The organism is Lacticaseibacillus chiayiensis, assembly GCF_004123795.1.
Taxonomy (GTDB): domain Bacteria; phylum Bacillota; class Bacilli; order Lactobacillales; family Lactobacillaceae; genus Lacticaseibacillus; species Lacticaseibacillus chiayiensis.
Map to the genome: position 1 here is coordinate 1 of NZ_MSSM01000025.1, position 20,117 is coordinate 20,117.

General features: G+C 47.1%; 17 protein-coding genes. All 17 read right to left on the minus strand.

Features of this window, described 5'->3' with window-relative positions; genetic code table 11:
• Window positions 1–325 precede the first annotated feature (325 nt).
• Window positions 326–916 (minus strand): ATP-dependent Clp endopeptidase proteolytic subunit ClpP, encoded by a 591-nt coding sequence (gene clpP / locus BVJ53_RS09350; RefSeq protein ID WP_005684526.1) that lies wholly within the window; start codon window positions 914–916, stop codon window positions 326–328.
• A gap of 117 nt (window positions 917–1,033) precedes the next feature.
• Window positions 1,034–1,489 (minus strand): MarR family winged helix-turn-helix transcriptional regulator, encoded by a 456-nt coding sequence (locus BVJ53_RS09355; protein WP_129302177.1) that lies wholly within the window; start codon window positions 1,487–1,489, stop codon window positions 1,034–1,036.
• 303 nt (window positions 1,490–1,792) lie between these two features.
• Window positions 1,793–2,740 (minus strand): DNA-binding protein WhiA, encoded by a 948-nt coding sequence (gene whiA / locus BVJ53_RS09360; protein ID WP_129302178.1) that lies wholly within the window; start codon window positions 2,738–2,740, stop codon window positions 1,793–1,795.
• 4 nt (window positions 2,741–2,744) lie between these two features.
• Window positions 2,745–3,773, minus strand: coding sequence for a gluconeogenesis factor YvcK family protein (locus BVJ53_RS09365; RefSeq protein WP_129302179.1), 1,029 nt, complete (start codon window positions 3,771–3,773; stop codon window positions 2,745–2,747).
• Window positions 3,770–4,657 carry an RNase adapter RapZ gene (rapZ, locus tag BVJ53_RS09370; protein ID WP_129302180.1) on the minus strand — a complete coding sequence of 296 codons (888 nt, stop codon included), beginning with the start codon at window positions 4,655–4,657 and terminating at the stop codon, window positions 3,770–3,772. The genes BVJ53_RS09365 and rapZ overlap by 4 nt, the downstream gene beginning before the upstream one ends.
• Window positions 4,658–4,796: 139 nt before the next feature.
• Window positions 4,797–5,336 carry an HdeD family acid-resistance protein gene (locus BVJ53_RS09375; protein WP_129302181.1) on the minus strand — a complete coding sequence of 180 codons (540 nt, stop codon included), beginning with the start codon at window positions 5,334–5,336 and terminating at the stop codon, window positions 4,797–4,799.
• Between the two features lie 482 nt (window positions 5,337–5,818).
• Complete coding sequence (gene uvrA / locus BVJ53_RS09380) at window positions 5,819–8,707, minus strand: excinuclease ABC subunit UvrA (RefSeq protein WP_129302182.1); 2,889 nt, start codon at window positions 8,705–8,707, stop codon at window positions 5,819–5,821.
• Between the two features lie 195 nt (window positions 8,708–8,902).
• Window positions 8,903–10,918, minus strand: coding sequence for an excinuclease ABC subunit UvrB (gene uvrB, locus BVJ53_RS09385; protein WP_129302183.1), 2,016 nt, complete (start codon window positions 10,916–10,918; stop codon window positions 8,903–8,905).
• Between the two features lie 172 nt (window positions 10,919–11,090).
• Window positions 11,091–11,738: a YfbR-like 5'-deoxynucleotidase gene (locus BVJ53_RS09390; protein WP_129302184.1), complete on the minus strand. Its 648-nt coding sequence runs from the start codon at window positions 11,736–11,738 to the stop codon at window positions 11,091–11,093.
• Between the two features lie 207 nt (window positions 11,739–11,945).
• Window positions 11,946–13,673 carry a phospho-sugar mutase gene (locus BVJ53_RS09395; RefSeq protein ID WP_129302185.1) on the minus strand — a complete coding sequence of 576 codons (1,728 nt, stop codon included), beginning with the start codon at window positions 13,671–13,673 and terminating at the stop codon, window positions 11,946–11,948.
• A 241-nt stretch (window positions 13,674–13,914) separates the two neighbouring features.
• On the minus strand, window positions 13,915–14,862 hold the full coding sequence (gene trxB / locus BVJ53_RS09400) for a thioredoxin-disulfide reductase (protein ID WP_129302186.1): 948 nt from the start codon (window positions 14,860–14,862) through the stop codon (window positions 13,915–13,917).
• A gap of 65 nt (window positions 14,863–14,927) precedes the next feature.
• Complete coding sequence (locus BVJ53_RS09405; protein ID WP_129302187.1) at window positions 14,928–15,983, minus strand: NAD(P)H-dependent glycerol-3-phosphate dehydrogenase; 1,056 nt, start codon at window positions 15,981–15,983, stop codon at window positions 14,928–14,930.
• A gap of 10 nt (window positions 15,984–15,993) precedes the next feature.
• Window positions 15,994–16,821: a prolipoprotein diacylglyceryl transferase gene (gene lgt / locus BVJ53_RS09410; protein ID WP_129302188.1), complete on the minus strand. Its 828-nt coding sequence runs from the start codon at window positions 16,819–16,821 to the stop codon at window positions 15,994–15,996.
• Window position 16,822: 1 nt separating this feature from the next.
• Window positions 16,823–17,782 (minus strand): HPr(Ser) kinase/phosphatase, encoded by a 960-nt coding sequence (hprK, locus tag BVJ53_RS09415; RefSeq protein WP_129302189.1) that lies wholly within the window; start codon window positions 17,780–17,782, stop codon window positions 16,823–16,825.
• Between the two features lie 228 nt (window positions 17,783–18,010).
• On the minus strand, window positions 18,011–18,346 hold the full coding sequence (locus tag BVJ53_RS09420; RefSeq protein WP_129302190.1) for a phage holin family protein: 336 nt from the start codon (window positions 18,344–18,346) through the stop codon (window positions 18,011–18,013).
• 2 nt (window positions 18,347–18,348) lie between these two features.
• Window positions 18,349–18,609: a hypothetical protein gene (locus BVJ53_RS09425; RefSeq protein ID WP_129302191.1), complete on the minus strand. Its 261-nt coding sequence runs from the start codon at window positions 18,607–18,609 to the stop codon at window positions 18,349–18,351.
• Window positions 18,610–18,621: 12 nt separating this feature from the next.
• A complete protein-coding gene (gene liaX, locus BVJ53_RS09430) occupies window positions 18,622–20,112 on the minus strand; it encodes a daptomycin-sensing surface protein LiaX (protein WP_129302192.1) in 1,491 nt (496 codons plus the stop codon).
• Window positions 20,113–20,117 lie beyond the last annotated feature (5 nt).

The following is a 20,117-nucleotide window of genomic DNA, read 5'->3' on the forward strand; positions in this document are numbered from 1 at the left end:
AAAAGCCCGCTGTAGCGGGCTTTTTGCTTATATTGACTTGGAAGGAACCGGCTGGTAAATATTACTTTTCGAGATCAGTATAGCTGATGACCCAAGTTTTCAAAATGCTAGCAGCCTTCCTTACTCTAACAATGACTGTATGCGCTTCTTTAACCTTGGGATTTCTTTGTTCACAAAGTTAAGGTGTTTGCCTGCTTCCAGATTGAACCCAAACGCAATATTGGGTTCAATTTTTTTAACTTTAAAACTTTTTTACGCGCCCTTTCACTTCAAATCAAAAAGGCACACCGCTACTAAAGCAACGGTGTGCCAATTCGTCTAAACCTTATTTTTGATTATTCTTATTAACCAGAATGTCATCAATCAAGCCATAGTCCTTAGCTTCCTGAGCGCTCATATAGTGATCACGTTCAGTGTCCTTCTTGATTTGCTCAACTGTCTGACCTGTTGCGTCGGCTAGGATCTGGTTCATCTTCTTACGAGTCTTCAAAATTTCTTCGGCCGCAATTTCGATTTCGGTTTGTTGACCTTGGGCACCACCTGAAGGCTGATGAATCAAAATGGTCGAATTCGGTAAAGCAAAGCGTTTGCCTTTCGTGCCACCGGCTAACAAGACAGATGCCATGGATGCAGCCATCCCGATGGCAATGGTCTGAACATCGGACTTGATGAAGTTCATGGTATCAAGCATCGCCAAGCCGCTGGTGATCACACCACCGGGACTGTTGATATAAAGGTAGATATCCTTTTCAGAATCCTGTGCATCAAGAAAAAGTAACTGGGCGATGACAGAGTTTGCCATTTGATCGTTTACTTCGCCGGACAACATGATGATCCGGTCTTTTAATAGACGAGAGTAAATGTCGTAAGCGCGTTCGCCACGACTGGTTTGTTCAACGACGGTAGGTACTAGCATGTCCTAACCTCCTGAGAATCGTTTTTTAGCACTCTTTAAAGTACAGTGCTAAGTATACTGCTAAAGTCAAATAAGGTCAAAGATTTTAATCACAATCTTTGACCTTATAAAAATCGTTCAGACTTGTGGATAAGCGTCGTCAGCGATGGCACTCAGATGCTCATCGACACGCGTCACCTCGGACTTGATACGATCATATTCAGATTGCGGCAAATTCATCAATTCCATGCAGGAGCCGACATGTTCAAAAATCTCATCTCGAGCGTCCAAAGCCTTCTGCGTCAGGCTAACATCAACGCGACGTTCATCTTCGCTTGATCGTTTGCGGCTGATCCAGCCGTCTTTTTCCAGGCGCTTCATTAACGGTGTCAAAGTACCGCTGTCCAACTCAAGTGTTTGTCCAACCTGCTTAACCGACATCGTGCCGTGTTCATATAGCGACAGCAACGTAATGTACTGCGGATAAGTCAACTTAAATGGTGCTAATGCTTGAGCATAGAAATGATTATATTGTTTCTGTGCCTTGTAAATTGCAAAACAAAGTTGTTCATTTAATGTGATCGGTTTGACCATAGTGCTTCCTCCTAAAACCTAAGCAACAATTATATCCCAATGAAAATGCCGATTACCGATTCATTTGGTAATAACATCACTGTAAATCCGAATGTAAACTGAATCATGTCTCTTGTCGTGGCATTTGTCGACCAGCGAGCTCACCGCTGGACATTTTTGAGTGTCCTAAATACGGCAACCCGGTCGCTGAAATGCCTACATCAATAACTTGATGTCCGTTTCATTGTACACGATTATCTTGAGGAAACAAAGGTATTATCTTATAAACATGACTATTTGCTTATATCGCAATTATCATGGCGGCTACGCATCTTCAGGCTGTTGGTAGCCCTCAGCAATCTGATTGAGTTTGCGTAATCGATGATTGACGCCTGACTTCGAAATTGTCCCGCCCGGAACCATAGCACCCAACTCCTGCAACGAAACATCCGGATGGGCTAAGCGCAAAGTGGCAATTTCGCGCAATTTGGTTGGTAGATTATCCAACCCCACATGATCTTTAAGATAGTTGATGTTCTCGATTTGTTTCTGAGCAGCATCAATGGTTTTATTCATATTCGCCGTTTCGCAGTTCACGAGACGGTTCACCGAGTTACGCATATCGCGCACAATCCGAACATCCTCGAACTTGAGCATCGCATTCGTTGCCCCGATTACTTGCAGAAAATCCGCGATTTTTTCCGCTTCTTTCAAGTAAACGATATAGCCGCTTCGGCGTTCGACGGTACGCGCATTCAGGTTGAAATGATTCATCATTTTTAAAATACCGGCATTGTGATCGGCATATAATGAATAAATTTCCAAGTGATAGCGCGATGTTTCCGGATTGTTCACCGACCCGCTGGCTAAAAACGCCCCGCGCAAGTACGAACGCATCCGTTGTGGTTCCTCCAAAACCGCTGCCGGAACGGTCGTTGAAATCGCCATCGTCGTCGGATCCAAAATTGACAAGTCCGACAGAATATCATTGACGCCTTCCGTCAGGCGAACAATGTACTGATAATTTTTCTTAAGTTTCATTTTGCGATGAACAACCAAGTTAGCTTCATGCCGGTAAACCTGACGAATCAAACTATAAATTCGCCGGGCGATAGCCGGATTTTCGGTCTGAATGTTTAAAACAAACCGATGGGCCATCAACGTCAGGCTGCCGTTCATCCGGATCAATGCCGACAGCTCTGCCTTCGCATGTTCAGGATGAACCTCGAGTTGGGTCAGTTCTTTTTTTACCATACTGGCAAAGCTTGCCATGCCATCACCTCCGGATTTTCGCACTCACTTGAAAGGCTAAATTCAAAATTTCCTTAGCTACCTTGTCGCCATCATGGAAAACGCCGCGATCGCGTAACTTCAAAAAGTCTTCCGAAATCACACGACAACCCATGTTACGCAAACCTTGATAATTATGCTTAACCGGCGTCAGAATCTCGTTGTACTTTTGGTGATCCAGATAATTCTCGGGAACCGGTTCGATATTAACGAGCACAGTATCGACGAAATTCTCACCCATCTGTTCATTCAACACTCGAACGTGGTCGGCATCGGTGAAGTTCTGGGTCTCGCCTTTCTGTGTCATGATGTTGACGATATAGATGACTTCGGCCTGTGTTTTCTTCACAGCGTCACCCAGATTACCAATCATCAGGTTAGGCAGGATGCTGGTAAACAAACTACCAGGACCCAGTACAACCACGTCAGCATCCATAATAGCATCAATGACTTCATGGACGGCTTTAGGTTCACCATTAGCCGGATCGGTCTCGGAGACGGAAATATGCTTGATATTCTTACCGGCCGCGGTTATTTCTGATTCACCAGATAGGCTCGTGCCATCTGTGAACTCGGCATTAAGTGTGAGTGGCGTATTGCTGGCAGGATAAACGTGCCCATCCACCTGCATCATTTCGCTCAGCTGCTGAACCGCCGGGAAAATACCGCCTTTCATCTCTGACAAAGCCGCAATAATTAAGTTGCCAATCGCATGGCCGGCGAAAAATGCATCGGTCGTGTTAAAGCGGTATTGGAAAATATCCAGATACAGACTCGGTAATTCCGACAAGGCAACAAGCACATTGCGAATATCACCAGGCGGCACCACGTTAATATAATTGCGGATGGTTCCGGACGACCCACCATCATCGGCAACTGTCACAATCGCCGTTACGTCAGCATCCTGTTCATGCAGACTATGCAAGATAACCGGCAATCCGGTTCCCCCGCCAATCACAACGACTTTAGGACGCCGCCCGCGAATGACGCGGATAAATTTAGTTTCCCGACTCATGAACGATTCACCGTCTCCTTATGTTTCTTAATGTCGCGATGGGTAATATCAACCGCATAGGCATCCGAAAATGCCTTACCGATGCGCTCTGCAAACGCAACGCTCCGGTGTTGGCCGCCTGTGCAACCGATCGCGATCGTCACACTGGTTTTTCCTTCGGCTTTATACTTGGGCATGATCTCAGCCAGCAAATCGTAAAATTTGTTGTAAAAACTCTCGGCATCTTCGTTGTCCATTACATAGTCATAAACTTCTTGATCCAAACCGGTCTTTGGTCGGTAAGCCTTGACGTAAAACGGATTAGGCAGGAAACGGACATCCATGACAATGTCCGCATCAATCGGCAACCCATATTTGAACCCAAATGACATGACTTCAATATGAAAGGCTGGTTGACCGCTATTTTCTTTGAAGTTTAAAAAAATCTTTTCACGTAACTGTCGCGGACTTAACGTGGTGGTGTCGATCACGACTTGCGCTCGATTCCGCAACTCGGTTAATAGCACGCGTTCCTTTTTAATGCCGTCCATCAACCGGCCTTCCATCGCCAAAGGATGGGACCGGCGGGTTTCCTTGTAACGCGAAACCAACTCTTCATCCGTCGCGTCTAAGAACAAAATGCGCGAATGAACGTAAGTGTTGTTGTCCAAATTAGCTAACATGTCGATAATCTGGTCATAAAAAGCCCGACTGCGCAGATCCACGACTAGCGCGACCTTCGAAATCTTCCCAGATTCCTTAACGAGTTCCCAGAACTTAGGAAGCAGCGCTGGCGGCATGTTATCAACGCAAAAATACCCCAAATCTTCAAATGCCTGCATAGCAACGGTTTTGCCGGCACCCGACATCCCGGTGATAATAACAAGATCCAAACTTTCAGTCATAAAAGGCTCCTTTGTGCTCATATTCAATTAAGTATAACATTCCGGGCGTGTCATTCCTACCATCGTAGACTCCCGAAATCAAAAAAAGCCTGAAGAACCCGCTTGGAAACGCCGGTTCTTCAGGCTTTGGATGGACAATTTAAATGTTGCGCCGGGCAAAGGCGATGACAATGCACTCGATGCCGAACAGGACAAAGAACATTGCCAACAAGGTCACCAGCGTCACGGCCGCAATCACCGGCTGCATGAATAGCATCAACGAAACAATGACCGCTAGAATATCCAAAATCAGATAAACAACAAACCAGCCAGTGCCAGCAACGCGCAAATGGCCAACGTTGAACAGTGAACCGACAGAATCGACCAGGAACCAGATAGCAAACATCATGGTGATCGTCGCCACGCCTAAGCCAGAATTCAATAAGAAAATCAGTCCGATGACAATGTCAAAGATCCCCATAATCAGAGAAATCCATGCTAATCTACCAGTAAACTGGCGCAAGGTAGCGTAGCCCGCAAGAACCGCAATCCCTCGAATAATGGCAACGACGGCAAAGATGAAGGTAACCGTCTTTAATGTCGCCAGGGGATAGCGCAAGACCACAAAAGCAGCGATCAGGAACAGAATACCAGTGATGAACTGCCCCCAGTCAAAGCCAAAACTCTTTCGATTTAACATATTATTACCTACTTTCTTGATCATTTATATCATACCATTTCGAAAAGCAATTCAATAAATTGAATTACCGAAATTTTTGAAGATGCTAGTAAATACCGCCAGCCATTCATGATACGCGACCTTTCAAAAGTTATCAAAAATCGGTTCAACGCTGCTCATTTATATACATAATGAGGTTAAGCCATAATTCGTGTGGAATGTCTTTGAATTACCGAATTCCGACTGATAAGGAAGCCTAGGCAATAAGTTGCGTGCCGTGCCAAACTCTACAATTTCTGGCCGCAGTGTTGGCAACGCAAAGCTAGAGCGGAGACAGCTGAGCCCCACCCGGTCCACGATTGCTCCCTTTTTGGCACGAGTGCCTTAAACCTTCTTACAAATTATTCACGGTAAAAACAAAAAACGAACAAATAACCGATAAATCGGATTTTCTGTTCGCTTTTTCTTATAGCTGCGAATGCTGACTCAGCCTTATTCCCACATTATTTCTTGGTGCCGCTTTTTGCTTTGCTATCCTTGCCTGCAGCCGCCTCTTTGGTCCGTTTGGTGTCACGAATCAGAACCGGTTTGAGGTACTGGCCTGTATAGCTATCAGCCACCTCGGCAACCTGCTCCGGCGTGCCAGTGGCAATAACACGACCACCGCCATCCCCGCCTTCAGGGCCCAGATCAATGACCCAATCAGCAGACTTAACCACATCCAGATTATGCTCAATGACTAACACTGTGTTGCCTTCATCGACTAAGCGTTCCAGCACTTCCAGCAATCGCTTAATATCATCGGTATGCAAACCGGTTGTCGGTTCATCTAGAATATAAAAGTTCTTACCGGTCGAAAGCTTCTGTAACTCACTAGCCAGCTTCATTCGTTGTGCCTCACCACCGGATAGGGTTGTGGCACTTTGACCAAGCTTCACATAGCCCAAACCGACATCCACGATCGTCTGCAGCTTGCGGCGAATCTTGGGAATATTTTTGAAGAAGTCGGTCGCTTCTTCAACCGTCATATCCAATACCTCGGCAATGTTCTTGCCTTTGTACGTGACCTCGAGCGTTTCGGAATTATACCGTTTGCCGTGGCAAACCTCACAGGGAACATAAACATCTGGTAAAAAGTTCATTTCGATCTTGATAATCCCGTCGCCTTTACAATTTTCACAGCGACCGCCCTTGATGTTAAAGCTGAACCGCCCTTTTTTGTAACCACGCAATTTAGCTTCATTGGTTTCCGCAAACAAGCCGCGAATATCATCAAAAACGCTGGTATAAGTGGCCGGATTACTACGTGGCGTCCGGCCGATGGGACTCTGATCAATATTGATTAACTTTTCAATGTTTTTATAACCCAGAATCTTATCATAGGGTCCGGGTTTTTCCGAATTGTGATTCAGCTTTTGGGCCAATGCTCGCCGCAAAATCGAATTGACGAGTGTTGACTTCCCTGATCCAGAAACACCTGTAACCACAATGAACTTGCCTAATGGGAAATCAACATTGATGTGCTTGAGATTATGGTCGGATGCACCTTCCAACCGAATCACCTTGCCATTGCCTGTCCGGCGCTTCAACGGCACCGGAATAAACTTGCGGCCAGACAGGTATTGCCCCGTGATCGACTTGCGAACGCGCGCTACTTGTTTAGGCGTACCCGCCGCCATAATTCGCCCACCGTGGTCACCGGCACCCGGACCGACATCGATCAGGTAATCGGCCGCCCGCATGGTATCTTCGTCGTGTTCAACCACAATTAGCGTATTACCTAAATCACGCATTTTCTTCAAGGAGGCGATTAAGCGATCGTTGTCGCGCTGATGCAAGCCGATTGACGGCTCATCCAGAACATACATGACCCCGCTCAAGTTGGAACCGATTTGGGTTGCCAACCGAATACGCTGCGCCTCACCGCCAGACAGCGTCCCAGCACTACGACTCAAGGTCAGATAGCCAAGACCGACATTAACAAGAAAGGTTAGACGATCCACAACTTCTTTCACGATTGGTTGGGCGATGACACTTTCAGCCTCACTCAGCTGAATCTGCTTGAAGAACGGTAAGGCGTCTTTGATAGCCAGATCCGAAACTTCGGCAATATCACGACCGGAAATTTTTACGGCAAGTGCTTGCCGATTCAGCCGCTTGCCATGGCAAACCGGGCAAGGCAGCGCAGTCATGTAACTCCGCATCTGTTGACGGGTAAAATCGCTGTTAGTCTCAGCATAACGCCGGGAAATGTTAGTCAACACCCCTTCAAACGGCACATCGACATCCCGAACACCGCCAAAATCGTTTTCGTAATGAAAATGGAACGGCTTGCCGTTGCTGCCCTCAAGAACAACGTTGCGTTCCCGTTTAGTCAACTTTTTAAATGGTACGTCCATCCGTACTTTAAAGGCTGTCGCAGCTTGTTCCAACAGTTCCGGATAGTACTGGGAACTAATAGGATTCCACGGAGCAATCGCGCCTTGTGCCAAAGTCATGCTCGGGTCCGGCACGACCAAATCCATATCGACCGTGAGCTTAACCCCTAAGCCATCACATTCCGGGCAGGCACCGAATGGGGCATTGAACGAAAAAAGCCGTGGCTCCATTTCACCAATGGTAAACCCACAAATTGGGCAGGCAAAATGCTCGGAAAATCGTAACGTCTCGCCGCCAATCACGTCGACATTGGCGTACCCTTCCGACAAGCGTAACGCTGCTTCAAATGAATCAAACAACCGGCTGCGCGCTTCAGGCTTCACCACAATTCGATCAATCACGATATCAATATCATGGGCCTTGTTTTTATCCAGCTCATAGTCAGCCGTTGCGTCCATGACTTCGCCGTCAACACGCATCCGAACATAGCCTTCACGCATAATCTTGGCGAAGACTTTCTTATGACTGCCTTTTTTGCGCCGCACAATTGGCGACAGAATCTGAATGCGGCTCTTTTCAGGTAAAGCTAAGACACGATCCACCATTTGTTCGACACTCTGGCTCGTAATCGGTGTCCCATCGTTTGGACAAATCGGATGCCCCACCCGTGCCCACAACAAGCGCAAATAATCGTTGATTTCCGTGACCGTGCCGACTGTTGACCGGGGATTCTTGGAAGTTGTCTTTTGATCAATCGAAATCGCCGGACTGAGCCCATCAATTGAATCGACATCCGGCTTTTCCATCTGGCCCAGAAATTGGCGGGCATAAGCAGACAGGCTTTCAACATAACGGCGCTGGCCTTCTGCATATAACGTATCAAACGCCAGGCTGGACTTGCCAGAACCTGATAGACCTGTCATGACCACAAGTTTGTTGCGGGGAATGGTCACGTCAATATCTTTTAAGTTATGGGCACGCGCCCCATGGATCACAATTTTATCATTTACCATTCACAAAAAATCTCCTCAATTAAAACAAGCTGCTGTCCGCAACCAAAATATCTGCTAATCTGGCCCGACGAAGCGCGTCAGTCCCTGCGTCTCAGCCAACGCGGGATCACGACAACAAAACAGCCACAATTGCCGGATCTAATCAAGGTAATCATGGCTGACTTTGTTTCATCATGCAAGTTCGTTACAAAAATCTCAAGACATATCTGCTTGCAACTCCAGAATGGTATCCCGTAACGATGCCGCCTGTTCGAAATCTAGTTTCTTGGCCGCCGCCTGCATCTGTGAACGCAGGTTAGCCACCAATTCTTTCTTATCGGCTTTCGTCATGTCTTCATAATCAACCTCAGCAAAGGTCTTCTTGGCTTCGGCTTTCTCATCGTCAGATTGTTCGTAAGTCGAAATAGCTGCTCGAATCGGTTTGATAATGGTCTTAGGCTGAATATGATGTTCTTCGTTAAACTTCTCCTGAATCGCACGACGCCGCTTGGTTTCATCAATTGCGGCTTTCATTGAATCAGTGACCTTGTCCGCATACATAATCACTTTGCCGTGCTCATTACGGGATGCCCGCCCGATCGTCTGGATTAAGGATCGTTCTGCCCGCAAAAAGCCTTCCTTGTCGGCATCAAGAATCGCAATCAACGAGACTTCCGGCACATCAATCCCTTCACGCAAAAGGTTAATACCGATCAGCACATCGAACTTACCAAGCCGTAAATCACGAATAATCTTGGTTCGTTCCAGTGTCTTGATATCGCTATGCAGGTAGCGGACTTTAATCCCCATATCCTTTAGATAATCAGTCAGGTCTTCCGCCATTTTTTTAGTCAAGGTGGTAATGAAAACCCGTTCATGGGCATCGATGCGTTTATTGATCTCACCAACTAGATCATCGATTTGTCCCATAACCGGGCGCACTTCAATCTTCGGATCTAGCAGCCCGGTCGGCCGGATAATCTGTTCGGCAATATCCTTTTTGGGTACGCGGCTCAATTCGTAAGGGCCTGGGGTGGCGCTGACATACAAAATGCGCTTGACGTGCTTTTCGAACTCCTCAATCTTCAATGGCCGATTATCCAAAGCACTTGGCAAACGGAAGCCATAATCAATCAACATCTGTTTCCGCGCCCGGTCACCGTTGTACATCCCCTTAATCTGCGGCATGGTGACATGGCTTTCGTCAACCATGATTGTAAAGTCTTTCGGGAAAAAATCTAACAGCGTGTACGGTGGTTCACCGGGTTTGCGGCCATCCATGTGGCGAGAATAATTTTCAATGCCACTGGTGAAGCCCATTTCGCGCATCATTTCAATGTCATAATTCGTCCGCTGTTCCAAACGCTGCGCTTCAAGCAACTTGTTCTCGTCACGCAACACCTTCAGCCGGTCCTCCAATTCCGCCGAAATACTCTTGATCGCGCGTTGCATCTGCTCGTCACTGGTCATGAAGTGGGTAGCCGGGAAAATGGCGACATGATCCCGAGTACCGATCACTTCACCGGTCAATGCATCCACTTCGGTAATTCGGTCAATCTTGTCACCAAAAAATTCAACTCGAATGGCGTGATCATCACGGCTTGCCGGGAAAATTTCAACAACATCACCGCGAACGCGAAAACGGCCACGCTGAAAATCAATATCATTCCGATCAAACTGGATATCGACCAGTTGCCGCAACAATGTATTCCGGTCAATCGTCATCCCGGTTCGAAGCGACAATACGTGATTTTTATATTCATGCGGATCGCCCAAGCCAAAGATGGATGATACCGACGCCACCACAATCACGTCGTTTCGTTCAAGTAACGCACTGGTCGCACTATGCCGCAACTTGTCGATTTCATCATTAATAGCACTGTCTTTTTCAATATAAGTGTCCGTACTGGGCACATATGCTTCAGGCTGATAATAGTCATAATAAGAGACAAAATATTCAACCGCATTATGCGGGAAGAATTCCTTAAACTCGCCATAAAGCTGTCCCGCCAAGGTTTTATTATGCGATAAAATCAAAGTCGGTTTATTCAGGTTGGCGATGATGTTGCTCATCGTAAACGTCTTCCCGGTTCCGGTTGCACCTAACAGGATTTGTTCTTTCTTGCCTTGTTCAAACCCTTTTGTCAACTTGGCAATCGCCTGAGGTTGGTCCCCAGCTGGCTGATAAGGTGAAACCAGATCAAATTTACGATCAGCGATTCGTTCGATCATCGACATGCCTCCAATCAACACGTGACGCGCAGCTATTTCCACGCGCATTAACGTCCATTCGTATGCGGCGTACCGCTGTTACGACAAAATTTCTCATCAAAAAAGTTGGAAATGGTATGAAACGCATTCCAACTTTCAACTCGCATATTATAACATAGCGAACATACTTTCGCTACTTACTTGGCTCGTGTTCCATCATGGTTTCTCTGGTTAGTTTTGCCAACTGATCACGACTGGCAAACTTTTCTTCCAGCATATCCGGCAAAACCTGATCGAGAAAGTAGCGGACACTTGGACGGTTCTTAAATTCCAAAATGGTTCTCAGGCTTTCCGTGTAGATATCAAGAAAGACCTGTTCCGGATTACCTTTTTCAATTTCGCCAAAACCTTCATAAAGCAAGTCGACTTTATCAGCTACGCTCAAGATTTGGCCTTCAAGCGTATCGTCTTTGCCTTCAGACAAACGGCGGCGATACCGATCCTGAAAATCGCGTGGAATTTCATTTTTGATGAAGTTTTCCGTCATTGTGGCCTCAACGTCAGCAAGCATCTGTCGCAGTGTCGGTGTGGCATATTTGACCGGCGTTTTGATATCGCCGATAAAACGCTCCGTATAATCATGGTTCAGCGACTTTTCATAGAGCATCTGCCAATTAACCTTGTTTCCCGCCAATTCCTCGACGTCGCCCAACATCTGTGCGATTTCCGCGACCTTGAAGCTATGTGCCGCCACCGAGTGCTCCTGATACTTGAAAAAGCCCGGTGCCCGCCGCAGCGTCTCCAGATTATTCAGTCCTTGGATAAATTGGTGCATGCCCATGTCAAAATGACCTCCTATTGTTTGTTTTGCCGATCGAAAAAATGACTTAAATTGCTAAAAGACTACCACCATAACCAGACCATTGCAAGGTGCTTCACAATTATTGCCCACATCCATCAAAAAGCGCGTACAAATAAATAGACCCTGACCATCTTGCCAGAATCCATTTATTTTGATACAGGAAATCGCTTTGCAACAGTGATTAGCTTAGGCTTCCTCACGAAAATCATGCAAGGCTTTTTCAAATGCGTCGAGCTTGTCCTGTGCTTTCGCCTCGGTTTCTGCCTTGGTGCCAACATAGAATTTGACTTTTGGCTCCGTGCCGGATGGGCGAATTGCAATCCAGGTGCCGTCGTCCAAGATATATTTCAGCACGTTACTAGACGGCATCGTCAGTTTCTCAACAGTGCCATCTGCTGACTTCGCTTCTTGACTCAAGAAGTCTTCCACTTTGGCAATCTTGACACGGGCAAAATGATCTGGCTGCTCTTCGCGGAACTTCGTCATGAGGTTGGCCATTTGCTTTGGACCGTCAACACCCTCAAAATCAACGCCAACCGTCTTTTCAGCATAATAGCCATACTTCTTGTACAGTTCCTGAACGCCATCCCAAAGTGTCTTGCCTTGCGACTGGTAATATGCGGCCACTTCAGCTAGCAAAACCGTTGACTGAATCGCATCTTTATCCCGAACGAACGGTTTGATCAGATAACCATAACTCTCTTCAAAACCAAAGAGAAATTCATGCTCACCAGTGGCCTGGAAATGTTTGATTTGATCACCGATGAACTTGAAACCGGTTAACACGTTGATCATGTCCACGCCGTAATCCTTCGCAATTGCTGTCGCCAATTCGGTTGAAACGATTGACTTCACAACCGCGCCGTTTTTCGGCAACGTACCTGCTTGTTTGCGGGCTTCGAGAATATAGTGCAACAATACAGAGGCAATTTGATTACCGGTTAGCAGCTGATAATGATCGCCAACTTTAACCGCAGTGCCCAAACGATCAGCATCCGGATCAGTGGCAATCAACACATCTGCACCGATTTTCTTGCCCAATGCGATCGGTAAGTCAAAAACTTGGGCAAATTCAGGGTTAGGGAACGGAGTTGTCGCAAATTCCGGATCGGCAATGCTTTGTTCCGGAACCAACCGGAAGTTTTCAAATCCGGCATTGCGCAAAACCATTTGTGCCGGAATGCGACCAGTGCCATGCAAAGGACTATAAACCAGTGACATGTTCTTCCCGACAGTGTGCACCAAATCAGGATTGATCGTTACCGTTGCCACTTCGGCATAGTAGGCTTCATCCACATCTTCACCAATCGGCTGCATTAAATTCTTGGCCCGCAGCTCGTGAACATTCAACGCTTTAATCGCAAAAAGATCAGATGCCGACCGGGCGTACTTGGTAATTTTATCGGATTCTTCCGGCGGCATTTGACCGCCATCCGGACCATAAATCTTGTAACCATTGTATTGCTTCGGGTTATGGCTAGCCGTGATCATAATCCCAGCGTAAGTCTTCAAATGGCGCACCGCAAAACTTAACTCTGGTGTTGGCCGTAACTGGTCAAACACATAACTCTTGATGCCGTGAGCGCCAAGCACACCGGCACTTTGATAAGCAAATTCCTGACTCATGTAACGGGAATCGTAGCTAATCGCCACGCCGCGCGCCTTTGTTTCATCTGACAAAGTGTCCATAAACCGGGCCAGACCTTCAGTTGCCTGCCGTACTGTATAAATGTTCATACGGCCAATGCCGGCGCCGAGAACGCCGCGCATACCTGCAGTCCCAAATGCCATAGGTGCAGCAAACGCTTCTTCCTTAGTTGTTTCATCGTTAGCCATTTTCTTAAGATCAGTTTTTAGCTCCGGATCAAGTGTTGGTTCATCAATCCATTGTTGATACGTATCACGGTAACTCACGTGATCAGCTCCTATCTGTCTAAATTGAAAATTTCGGGTACAGCCCTTCCCTTTCCAATCATACTATAAGTGACCAACACTTGGTTGAAAACGCGCTCAAATAAGAAAATTCTTTTGCGGGATTCTTTTGCGATCCATTTAAAATCTAGGCCAAAACGAAATCGACTCCGGAAACGAAGAGCGTCTCCAGAGCCGATTTTTCTAATGTTTACCTACTGACGCCGTTCAACGCCTGAAATGATTAGGCTTTAACTTCAATGTTGGTATCATTCAAACTTTGGATATAGTTGAAGGCACCTTGGCCAGCGGTACCACCTTCGCCTACAGCTGTGGTGATCTGACGCAGGTCTTTGGCACGAACATCACCAATAGCGAAAATGCCTGGCACCTTTGTCCGCATATGATCGTCGGTTGGAATCCAACCATGATCATCCAGAATACCTAGATCCTGGAATGGTTCGGTCATCGGCATGATGCCGACATAAATGAAGACACCGGCAACCGGCAGAACATGCTCTTCTCCGGTCTCCTTGTCGCGATACTTGACGCCGGTGACTTTCATATCATCTCCCTGGATTTCCTGAACCTGGGCATTCCAGACAAAATTCATCTTGTCATTAGCGAACGCGCGCTTCTGAATAATCTGTTGGGCCCGCAATTGATCACGCCGGTGAATAACCGTTACCTTTTTGGCCATTTGGGTCAGGTAAAGGCCCTCCTCAATCGCAGAATCGCCACCGCCAATAACGGCAAGTTCGCGGTCCTTAAAAAAGGCACCGTCGCAGACTGCACAGTACGAAACACCGCGGCCACTGTAGGCTTCTTCGCCAGGTACACCCAGCTTTTTGTGTTCTGCGCCTGTCGCAATCACAATCGCCTTGGCTTCAAATTCGTCTTCATCAGTCTTGACTAACTTGGTTGCGCCATGGTTCTGGACGCTGATCACATTACCATAGGCGTATTCAGCACCAAATTGAGTGGCGCCATCGTACATTTTTTGGCCAAGATCAGGCCCAAGGATTGACTTGTAACCCGGATAGTTTTCCACTTCAGCAGTGTTGTTCATTTGACCGCCATAGACACCGCGATCAAGCATTAACACTGACAGATTGGCACGCGAAGCATAAAGCGCCGCCGTCATACCGCCGGGACCGGCACCGATCACGATTACATCATATTTTTTTGCCATAGGCAGTCTCTCCTTTTGCCGTATTGCTTACAAATAGTAAGCTACATAGTTTAATATACAGGGTTTTAGTGCTTTTGTAAACTAGCATTATCAAAATCAAATTCCGGCTTACCGGATCGTTGCATGAGATCAGTAATCACCGCGCGAATCGGGGCATTTTCATACAGAACCTGGTAAATAGCGTCGGTAATCGGCATGTCGACGTCGAGTTCGCGTGCCATGTGGTGGGCAACTTTGGTGGTTGAAACGCCTTCGACCACCATGCCCATATTCTTCAACACGTCTGAAAGCTTCTCGCCTTGACCCAGCGCATTACCAGCCCGCCAGTTGCGGCTGTGAACTGAGGTGCAGGTCACGATTAAATCACCTACACCGGATAAGCCAATAAACGTAAGCGGCTCAGCGCCTAATTTGACGCCCACTCGGCTGATTTCTGCCAATCCACGGGTCATCAGAGCTGCTTTGGTGTTATCGCCATAACCGAGTCCATGTAATGCACCCGCGCCAATGGCAATCACATTTTTTAATGCTGCGCCGATTTCAACACCGATCACATCGGTATTCGTGTAAAGTCGAAAATAGTCGTTCATGAATAATTGTTGCACTTTTTTTGCTAGCGGTAAATCTTCAGATGCAGCGGTTAAAGTTGTAATGTCGTGGGTAGCAACATCTTCGGCATGACTGGGCCCTGAGATCACAACAATTCCCTGAATGATATTCGGCGGCAAGACGTCAGCTAAGACCTGCGAAATTCGCAACTCACTGCCGCGTTCCAAGCCTTTTGCCGCATGGACAATAATCGGCTGTTCGCCACGACCACGGTGCGCCTTCAAAATCGGCTTGACTTGTTCGGCTACGCTGCGAATCGCATTGGTCGGCACCACGAATAAAATCACTGCTGCCCCATGCAATGCCTGGCCTAAATCAGCGGTCACATGAAGCGCATCGTGTAATGTAAATTCAGCACCCAAGTAATGTTCATTTTTGTGGGTCTGCTTCATGGTCGCAACTTGCTCCGGACTATGACTCCACAAATAAACGTCATGGCCATTTTCCGTTAGCAGGTTGGCTAACACCGTTCCCCATGAACCAGCACCTAACACTGCTATTTTTGTCGACACAAAACCACTCCTATTCAACTGCTTTCAGCGGATTGCCATCTAAGTACCACGCAACATCTCCCCGACGTCGCCGATACCAGATTAACGCAGCAGCCGCAATGAACAAAATAATCGACAGAATCTGAGAAACTCGCAGACCTGGCACGACATATAGCGAATCGGTCCGCATGCCTTCAATAAAGAAGCGGGCGAAGCTGTACCACATTACGTAACTCAAGACAATCTCGCCTTGCTTGAACCAATGCTGATGATGCCGTACCGTCATAATTAAAGCAAACCCGACCAGATTCCACATACTTTCATACAAAAATGTCGGCTGGCGGTAGGCGCCGCCAATATTCATTTGCTGAATGATGAACTCCGGCAAATGCAAGCCGTGTAAGTATGCCAGGCTTGTGATCGCGCCATGGGCCTCCTGATTCATAAAATTTCCCCATCGGCCGATTGCCTGCGCCAGCATAACCGTGGGCGCCGCAATGTCAAGCACCAGCCATGCCGGAAGCCATTCGATACGGCAATAAATCGCAAAAACAATCACACTGGCAATCAAGGCACCATAAATCGCAATACCCCCATGCCAAATAGCGATGATCTCACTCGGATGAGCCGCATAATATGGCCATTCAAACGTTACATAATAAAGGCGTGCCCCGATGAGTGCAAATGGCAACGCCCATAAAATCAAATTTAGAATATGGTCTTCTTTAATTCCGCGTTTCGGTGCCTCCTTCATTGCCAGATAAACTGCCAGTAAAACGGCGCTAGCAATAATAATTCCGTACCAATGAACTTCCAGACCGCCCAATTGAAACGCGATTGGATTGAGTACTAATAACAAGTTATTTTTCCTCCGAACTGTTCTGGTCTTTTGCTTCGTTATGTTCGATCAGATGATTAAGATTTTTTTCGAATGTCTTGGTCGCATCATAGCCCATTGATTTGGCACGGAAATTCATGGCGGCCACTTCAATGATAATGGCCAAGTTACGGCCAACTTTGACTGGTACGGTAATTTTTGGAACCGGCACATCAAAAATAAGTTGCGTCTGCTCGCCAGATCCCAATCGGTCAAAGGTCTTGTCCGGCGTCCAATTTTCCAGATGAACAATCAGCGAAATCGTTGTGTCTTCACGAACAGCACCGGCACCAAATAGATTCATGACGTCAATGATCCCCAGGCCGCGAATTTCCAACAAATGAGACAGAATTGGCGGTGCAGCACCCACGATGGTTTGTTCATCCTGCTGATAAACATCCACCCGATCATCAGCAATCAAGCGATGCCCACGTTGAACTAACTCAAGCGCTGTTTCTGACTTACCGACGCCGGAATCGCCGGTAATCAGCACGCCGAGACCGTAAATATCGACCAACACACCATGCATGCTGCGTCTTTCTGCCAGCTCGCTATCTAAGTATTCAGTAATCAAACTCGACAGTCGCGTTGTTGGCAATCGCGATCCCAAAACCGGAATATGTGCTGCTGTTGCTGCCGTAATCATCTCCGCTGGTGGCTGCAACCCACGCGAAACCAGAAAAGCCGGCGTATCCTCGGTTGCCATTCGTTTTAAAATCAACAAACGTTCTTCCGATGACATATTACGCGCAAATGAGATCTCTGTCCGCCCAAAAAGTTGAATCCGTTCATGTGGATAATAATTAAAGTACCCTGTCAACTCGAGGCCCGGACGCGAAATATCGCTCAAAACGACCTGCCGAGAATCAAGATACTCTTCACCACTGTATACCTCAAGCTTAGTCGCCTTGACGAGTTGACGTACCGTCACGCTGTCTGCCATGAAGTCCACCTTTCTTTCGCCATGTTGGTTTCATTTTACCATAACTCAGTGAACCACACGGGAGCGACAGGTAAAATAGCTACCAAAGTCGTCGTGTTTCGCCAGAATAAAGTCAAGATATTGCTGCCTACTCATGCACCTATTGACGCGCGCATAAAAAAAGTCGGTTCCCCCAGACAACTTTCGTCTTGAGAACCAACTCTTACTGCAACTGTCAATCGAATCACGTTATTTTTTACCCACAAAAATCATATTCATCACCGAGATGATGATGGCCAGCATCATGGTCGAGCCAAAACCGCTGAAAACAATTCCGGGAACAAACCATGTCATCATACTGAGCATCAAGCCATTGAGGACGATTAAAAATAAACCTAACGTGAGAAGCGTAATTGGTATCGATAAAATCACCAGGATCGGTCGTAGCAAACCATTAAGAACTCCTAAAACAAGCGCACCGACAACGGCCACCCCAAAGCCCGCAACATAGAGTTGACTAGGAAACAGTTGCGCATAAATTAGGAAAACGGCAGTTGTGATGATGGCACGTTTGATGAAATTCATGACTAGAAATCGCTCCAATCATCATCATGTGACTCGGTAACATGGGTGGCATTTTTACGAGGTCGCGGCGCACCTTGATCGCGGTATGGGTGCCGTGGACCACGGCGGCCATCGCGGTCATGACGCGAGAATAACCATACGGCCAAAACCACCAGAAGTGCCGGCACGATCAACATTTTCAATAAGATGATCCCGATCGCAAATACCGCCACCAAAACCAAGCCAACGATGAAAAACATTAATGGAATTAATAGAAAAGGCATAAGCGATCCTCCTCAGTCATTTGAATCTTTCAGTTGAATATTGCCACTGGTCGTATTGAGTTTCAGTTCACTGCTGCCGGTTCCTGGCCGCTCCAGTTCGAAACGTTTGATGCCTTTCGCCGGTTCGGTGACATTGCTCAGCCGACTCTTAATACTGCCAAAATGGGTCCGCGCTTCACCATTCAAGGCAATCGAAGCCGGTACGGCAACTTTCACATTGCCATTCATCGATGTCCCTTCGATTTTGGTGAAGTCGGTGTGATAGGTGGCACGAACCGTCCCATTCACGGTTTTCAGTGCGGCTGTTGCGGGATCGGCATCAACCGAAACATCGCCGTTGACGGTGGTCAGCAATAAATCGTGCGTATGGCCACCCTGAACCTTGATAGAGCCATTGACACCTTCACTTTCGATCATGACACCATCAATATTGGTGAAGGTCATCTGACCGTTAGTGCTCTTAACGTAGAAATCTTTTCCGCTCATGCCAGTCAGATCCGCACTACCGTTGAGTAAACGGACAGCCACATGATCATAGCTGCGTTTTGGTAGTGAAATGACTAGATCGGCCTGAACGCGCTTATTAGGCACCTGGAAACTGAAATGGTCATCGGTGACATCAATCCGGCTGCGATCTTTAAAAGCGTCTAGTGGTGATGGTGCGTCCATCTTACCGTATAGCTTGATGGCAGCCTCGACTTGAATGCCAGGTTGATCCCAAGACTTAAAATGCACGTCCCCATTTGCAACCTTCACATCCAAAATGGTTGCCTCACTGTCAGGAAACTTGAATACATGCTCGAACTTCTCTGTGGCTAAGCCCGGAACTGTAACAGTGACATTCTTCCAATCAACATTGTCTAATACATTATTAACCGTATCCTTGACAAAACCACCGATTTGCGAGGTCGCATCCCCAATATTTTTGCCAAGTTCGGAAAAGATGTCACGGGCATCTTTTTGCCACTCGTCATTGAAAATCTTATCGCCGATCTTTTGACGTTCCAGATCGTGTTTCTGATGACGAAGTGTGGCCAAGCTGGCCTTGAGCGACTCAACCTGACCATTTAACTCAGCTAGTTGATCGGTGAGCTTCTGATTCTCCTGCTTTAATTCCCCACGCTTTTGGTATTTCTCCGGGGACAAAGCCTCAAGATCTTCCATCGTATCTAAGACAATAATCTGCTCATTATTGGCTTCAATTTGCTTGTTGATGCTGGTTACTTGCGTTGTTGCCGCGTCCAATGCACCAGCTGCTTCGGCAATCTCGGTGTTGAGTTCGGTCAACGCGGCATCGGTATCAGTATCGGTTTCTTCGTGATCATCGTGTTTGGCTTGATCATACGTATTTGACTCCGAGTGATCTTCGGGAGCAGTATGATCGGCCGGGCTGTCGGTTTGGGAGCCTTGCTGTTTGGCGAGGTTCTCCAAAAGTACCAATGCCTCTTCGCTTGAAATAACGCCTTTTTTGACGAGGTCTAAAATTCTTTCGCGTTCATTCATGGGTT

Excerpts from the sequence above, each read along its gene's own strand:
- uvrA (WP_129302182.1), bottom strand. The coding sequence starts at position 8,707 with ATGGTAAATGATAAAATTGTGATCCATGGGGCGCGTGCCCATAACTTA.
- rapZ (WP_129302180.1), bottom strand. The coding sequence starts at position 4,657 with ATGACTGAAAGTTTGGATCTTGTTATTATCACCGGGATGTCGGGTGCC.
- BVJ53_RS09365 (WP_129302179.1), bottom strand. The coding sequence starts at position 3,773 with ATGAGTCGGGAAACTAAATTTATCCGCGTCATTCGCGGGCGGCGTCCT.
- BVJ53_RS09425 (WP_129302191.1), bottom strand. The coding sequence starts at position 18,609 with ATGCCTTTTCTATTAATTCCATTAATGTTTTTCATCGTTGGCTTGGTT.
- whiA (WP_129302178.1), bottom strand. The coding sequence starts at position 2,740 with ATGGCAAGCTTTGCCAGTATGGTAAAAAAAGAACTGACCCAACTCGAG.
- BVJ53_RS09420 (WP_129302190.1), bottom strand. The coding sequence starts at position 18,346 with ATGAATTTCATCAAACGTGCCATCATCACAACTGCCGTTTTCCTAATT.
- BVJ53_RS09390 (WP_129302184.1), bottom strand. The coding sequence starts at position 11,738 with ATGGGCATGCACCAATTTATCCAAGGACTGAATAATCTGGAGACGCTG.
- clpP (WP_005684526.1), bottom strand. The coding sequence starts at position 916 with ATGCTAGTACCTACCGTCGTTGAACAAACCAGTCGTGGCGAACGCGCT.
- hprK (WP_129302189.1), bottom strand. The coding sequence starts at position 17,782 with ATGGCAGACAGCGTGACGGTACGTCAACTCGTCAAGGCGACTAAGCTT.
- BVJ53_RS09375 (WP_129302181.1), bottom strand. The coding sequence starts at position 5,336 with ATGTTAAATCGAAAGAGTTTTGGCTTTGACTGGGGGCAGTTCATCACT.
- BVJ53_RS09355 (WP_129302177.1), bottom strand. The coding sequence starts at position 1,489 with ATGGTCAAACCGATCACATTAAATGAACAACTTTGTTTTGCAATTTAC.
- liaX (WP_129302192.1), bottom strand. The coding sequence starts at position 20,112 with ATGAATGAACGCGAAAGAATTTTAGACCTCGTCAAAAAAGGCGTTATT.
- uvrB (WP_129302183.1), bottom strand. The coding sequence starts at position 10,918 with ATGATCGAACGAATCGCTGATCGTAAATTTGATCTGGTTTCACCTTAT.
- trxB (WP_129302186.1), bottom strand. The coding sequence starts at position 14,862 with ATGGCAAAAAAATATGATGTAATCGTGATCGGTGCCGGTCCCGGCGGT.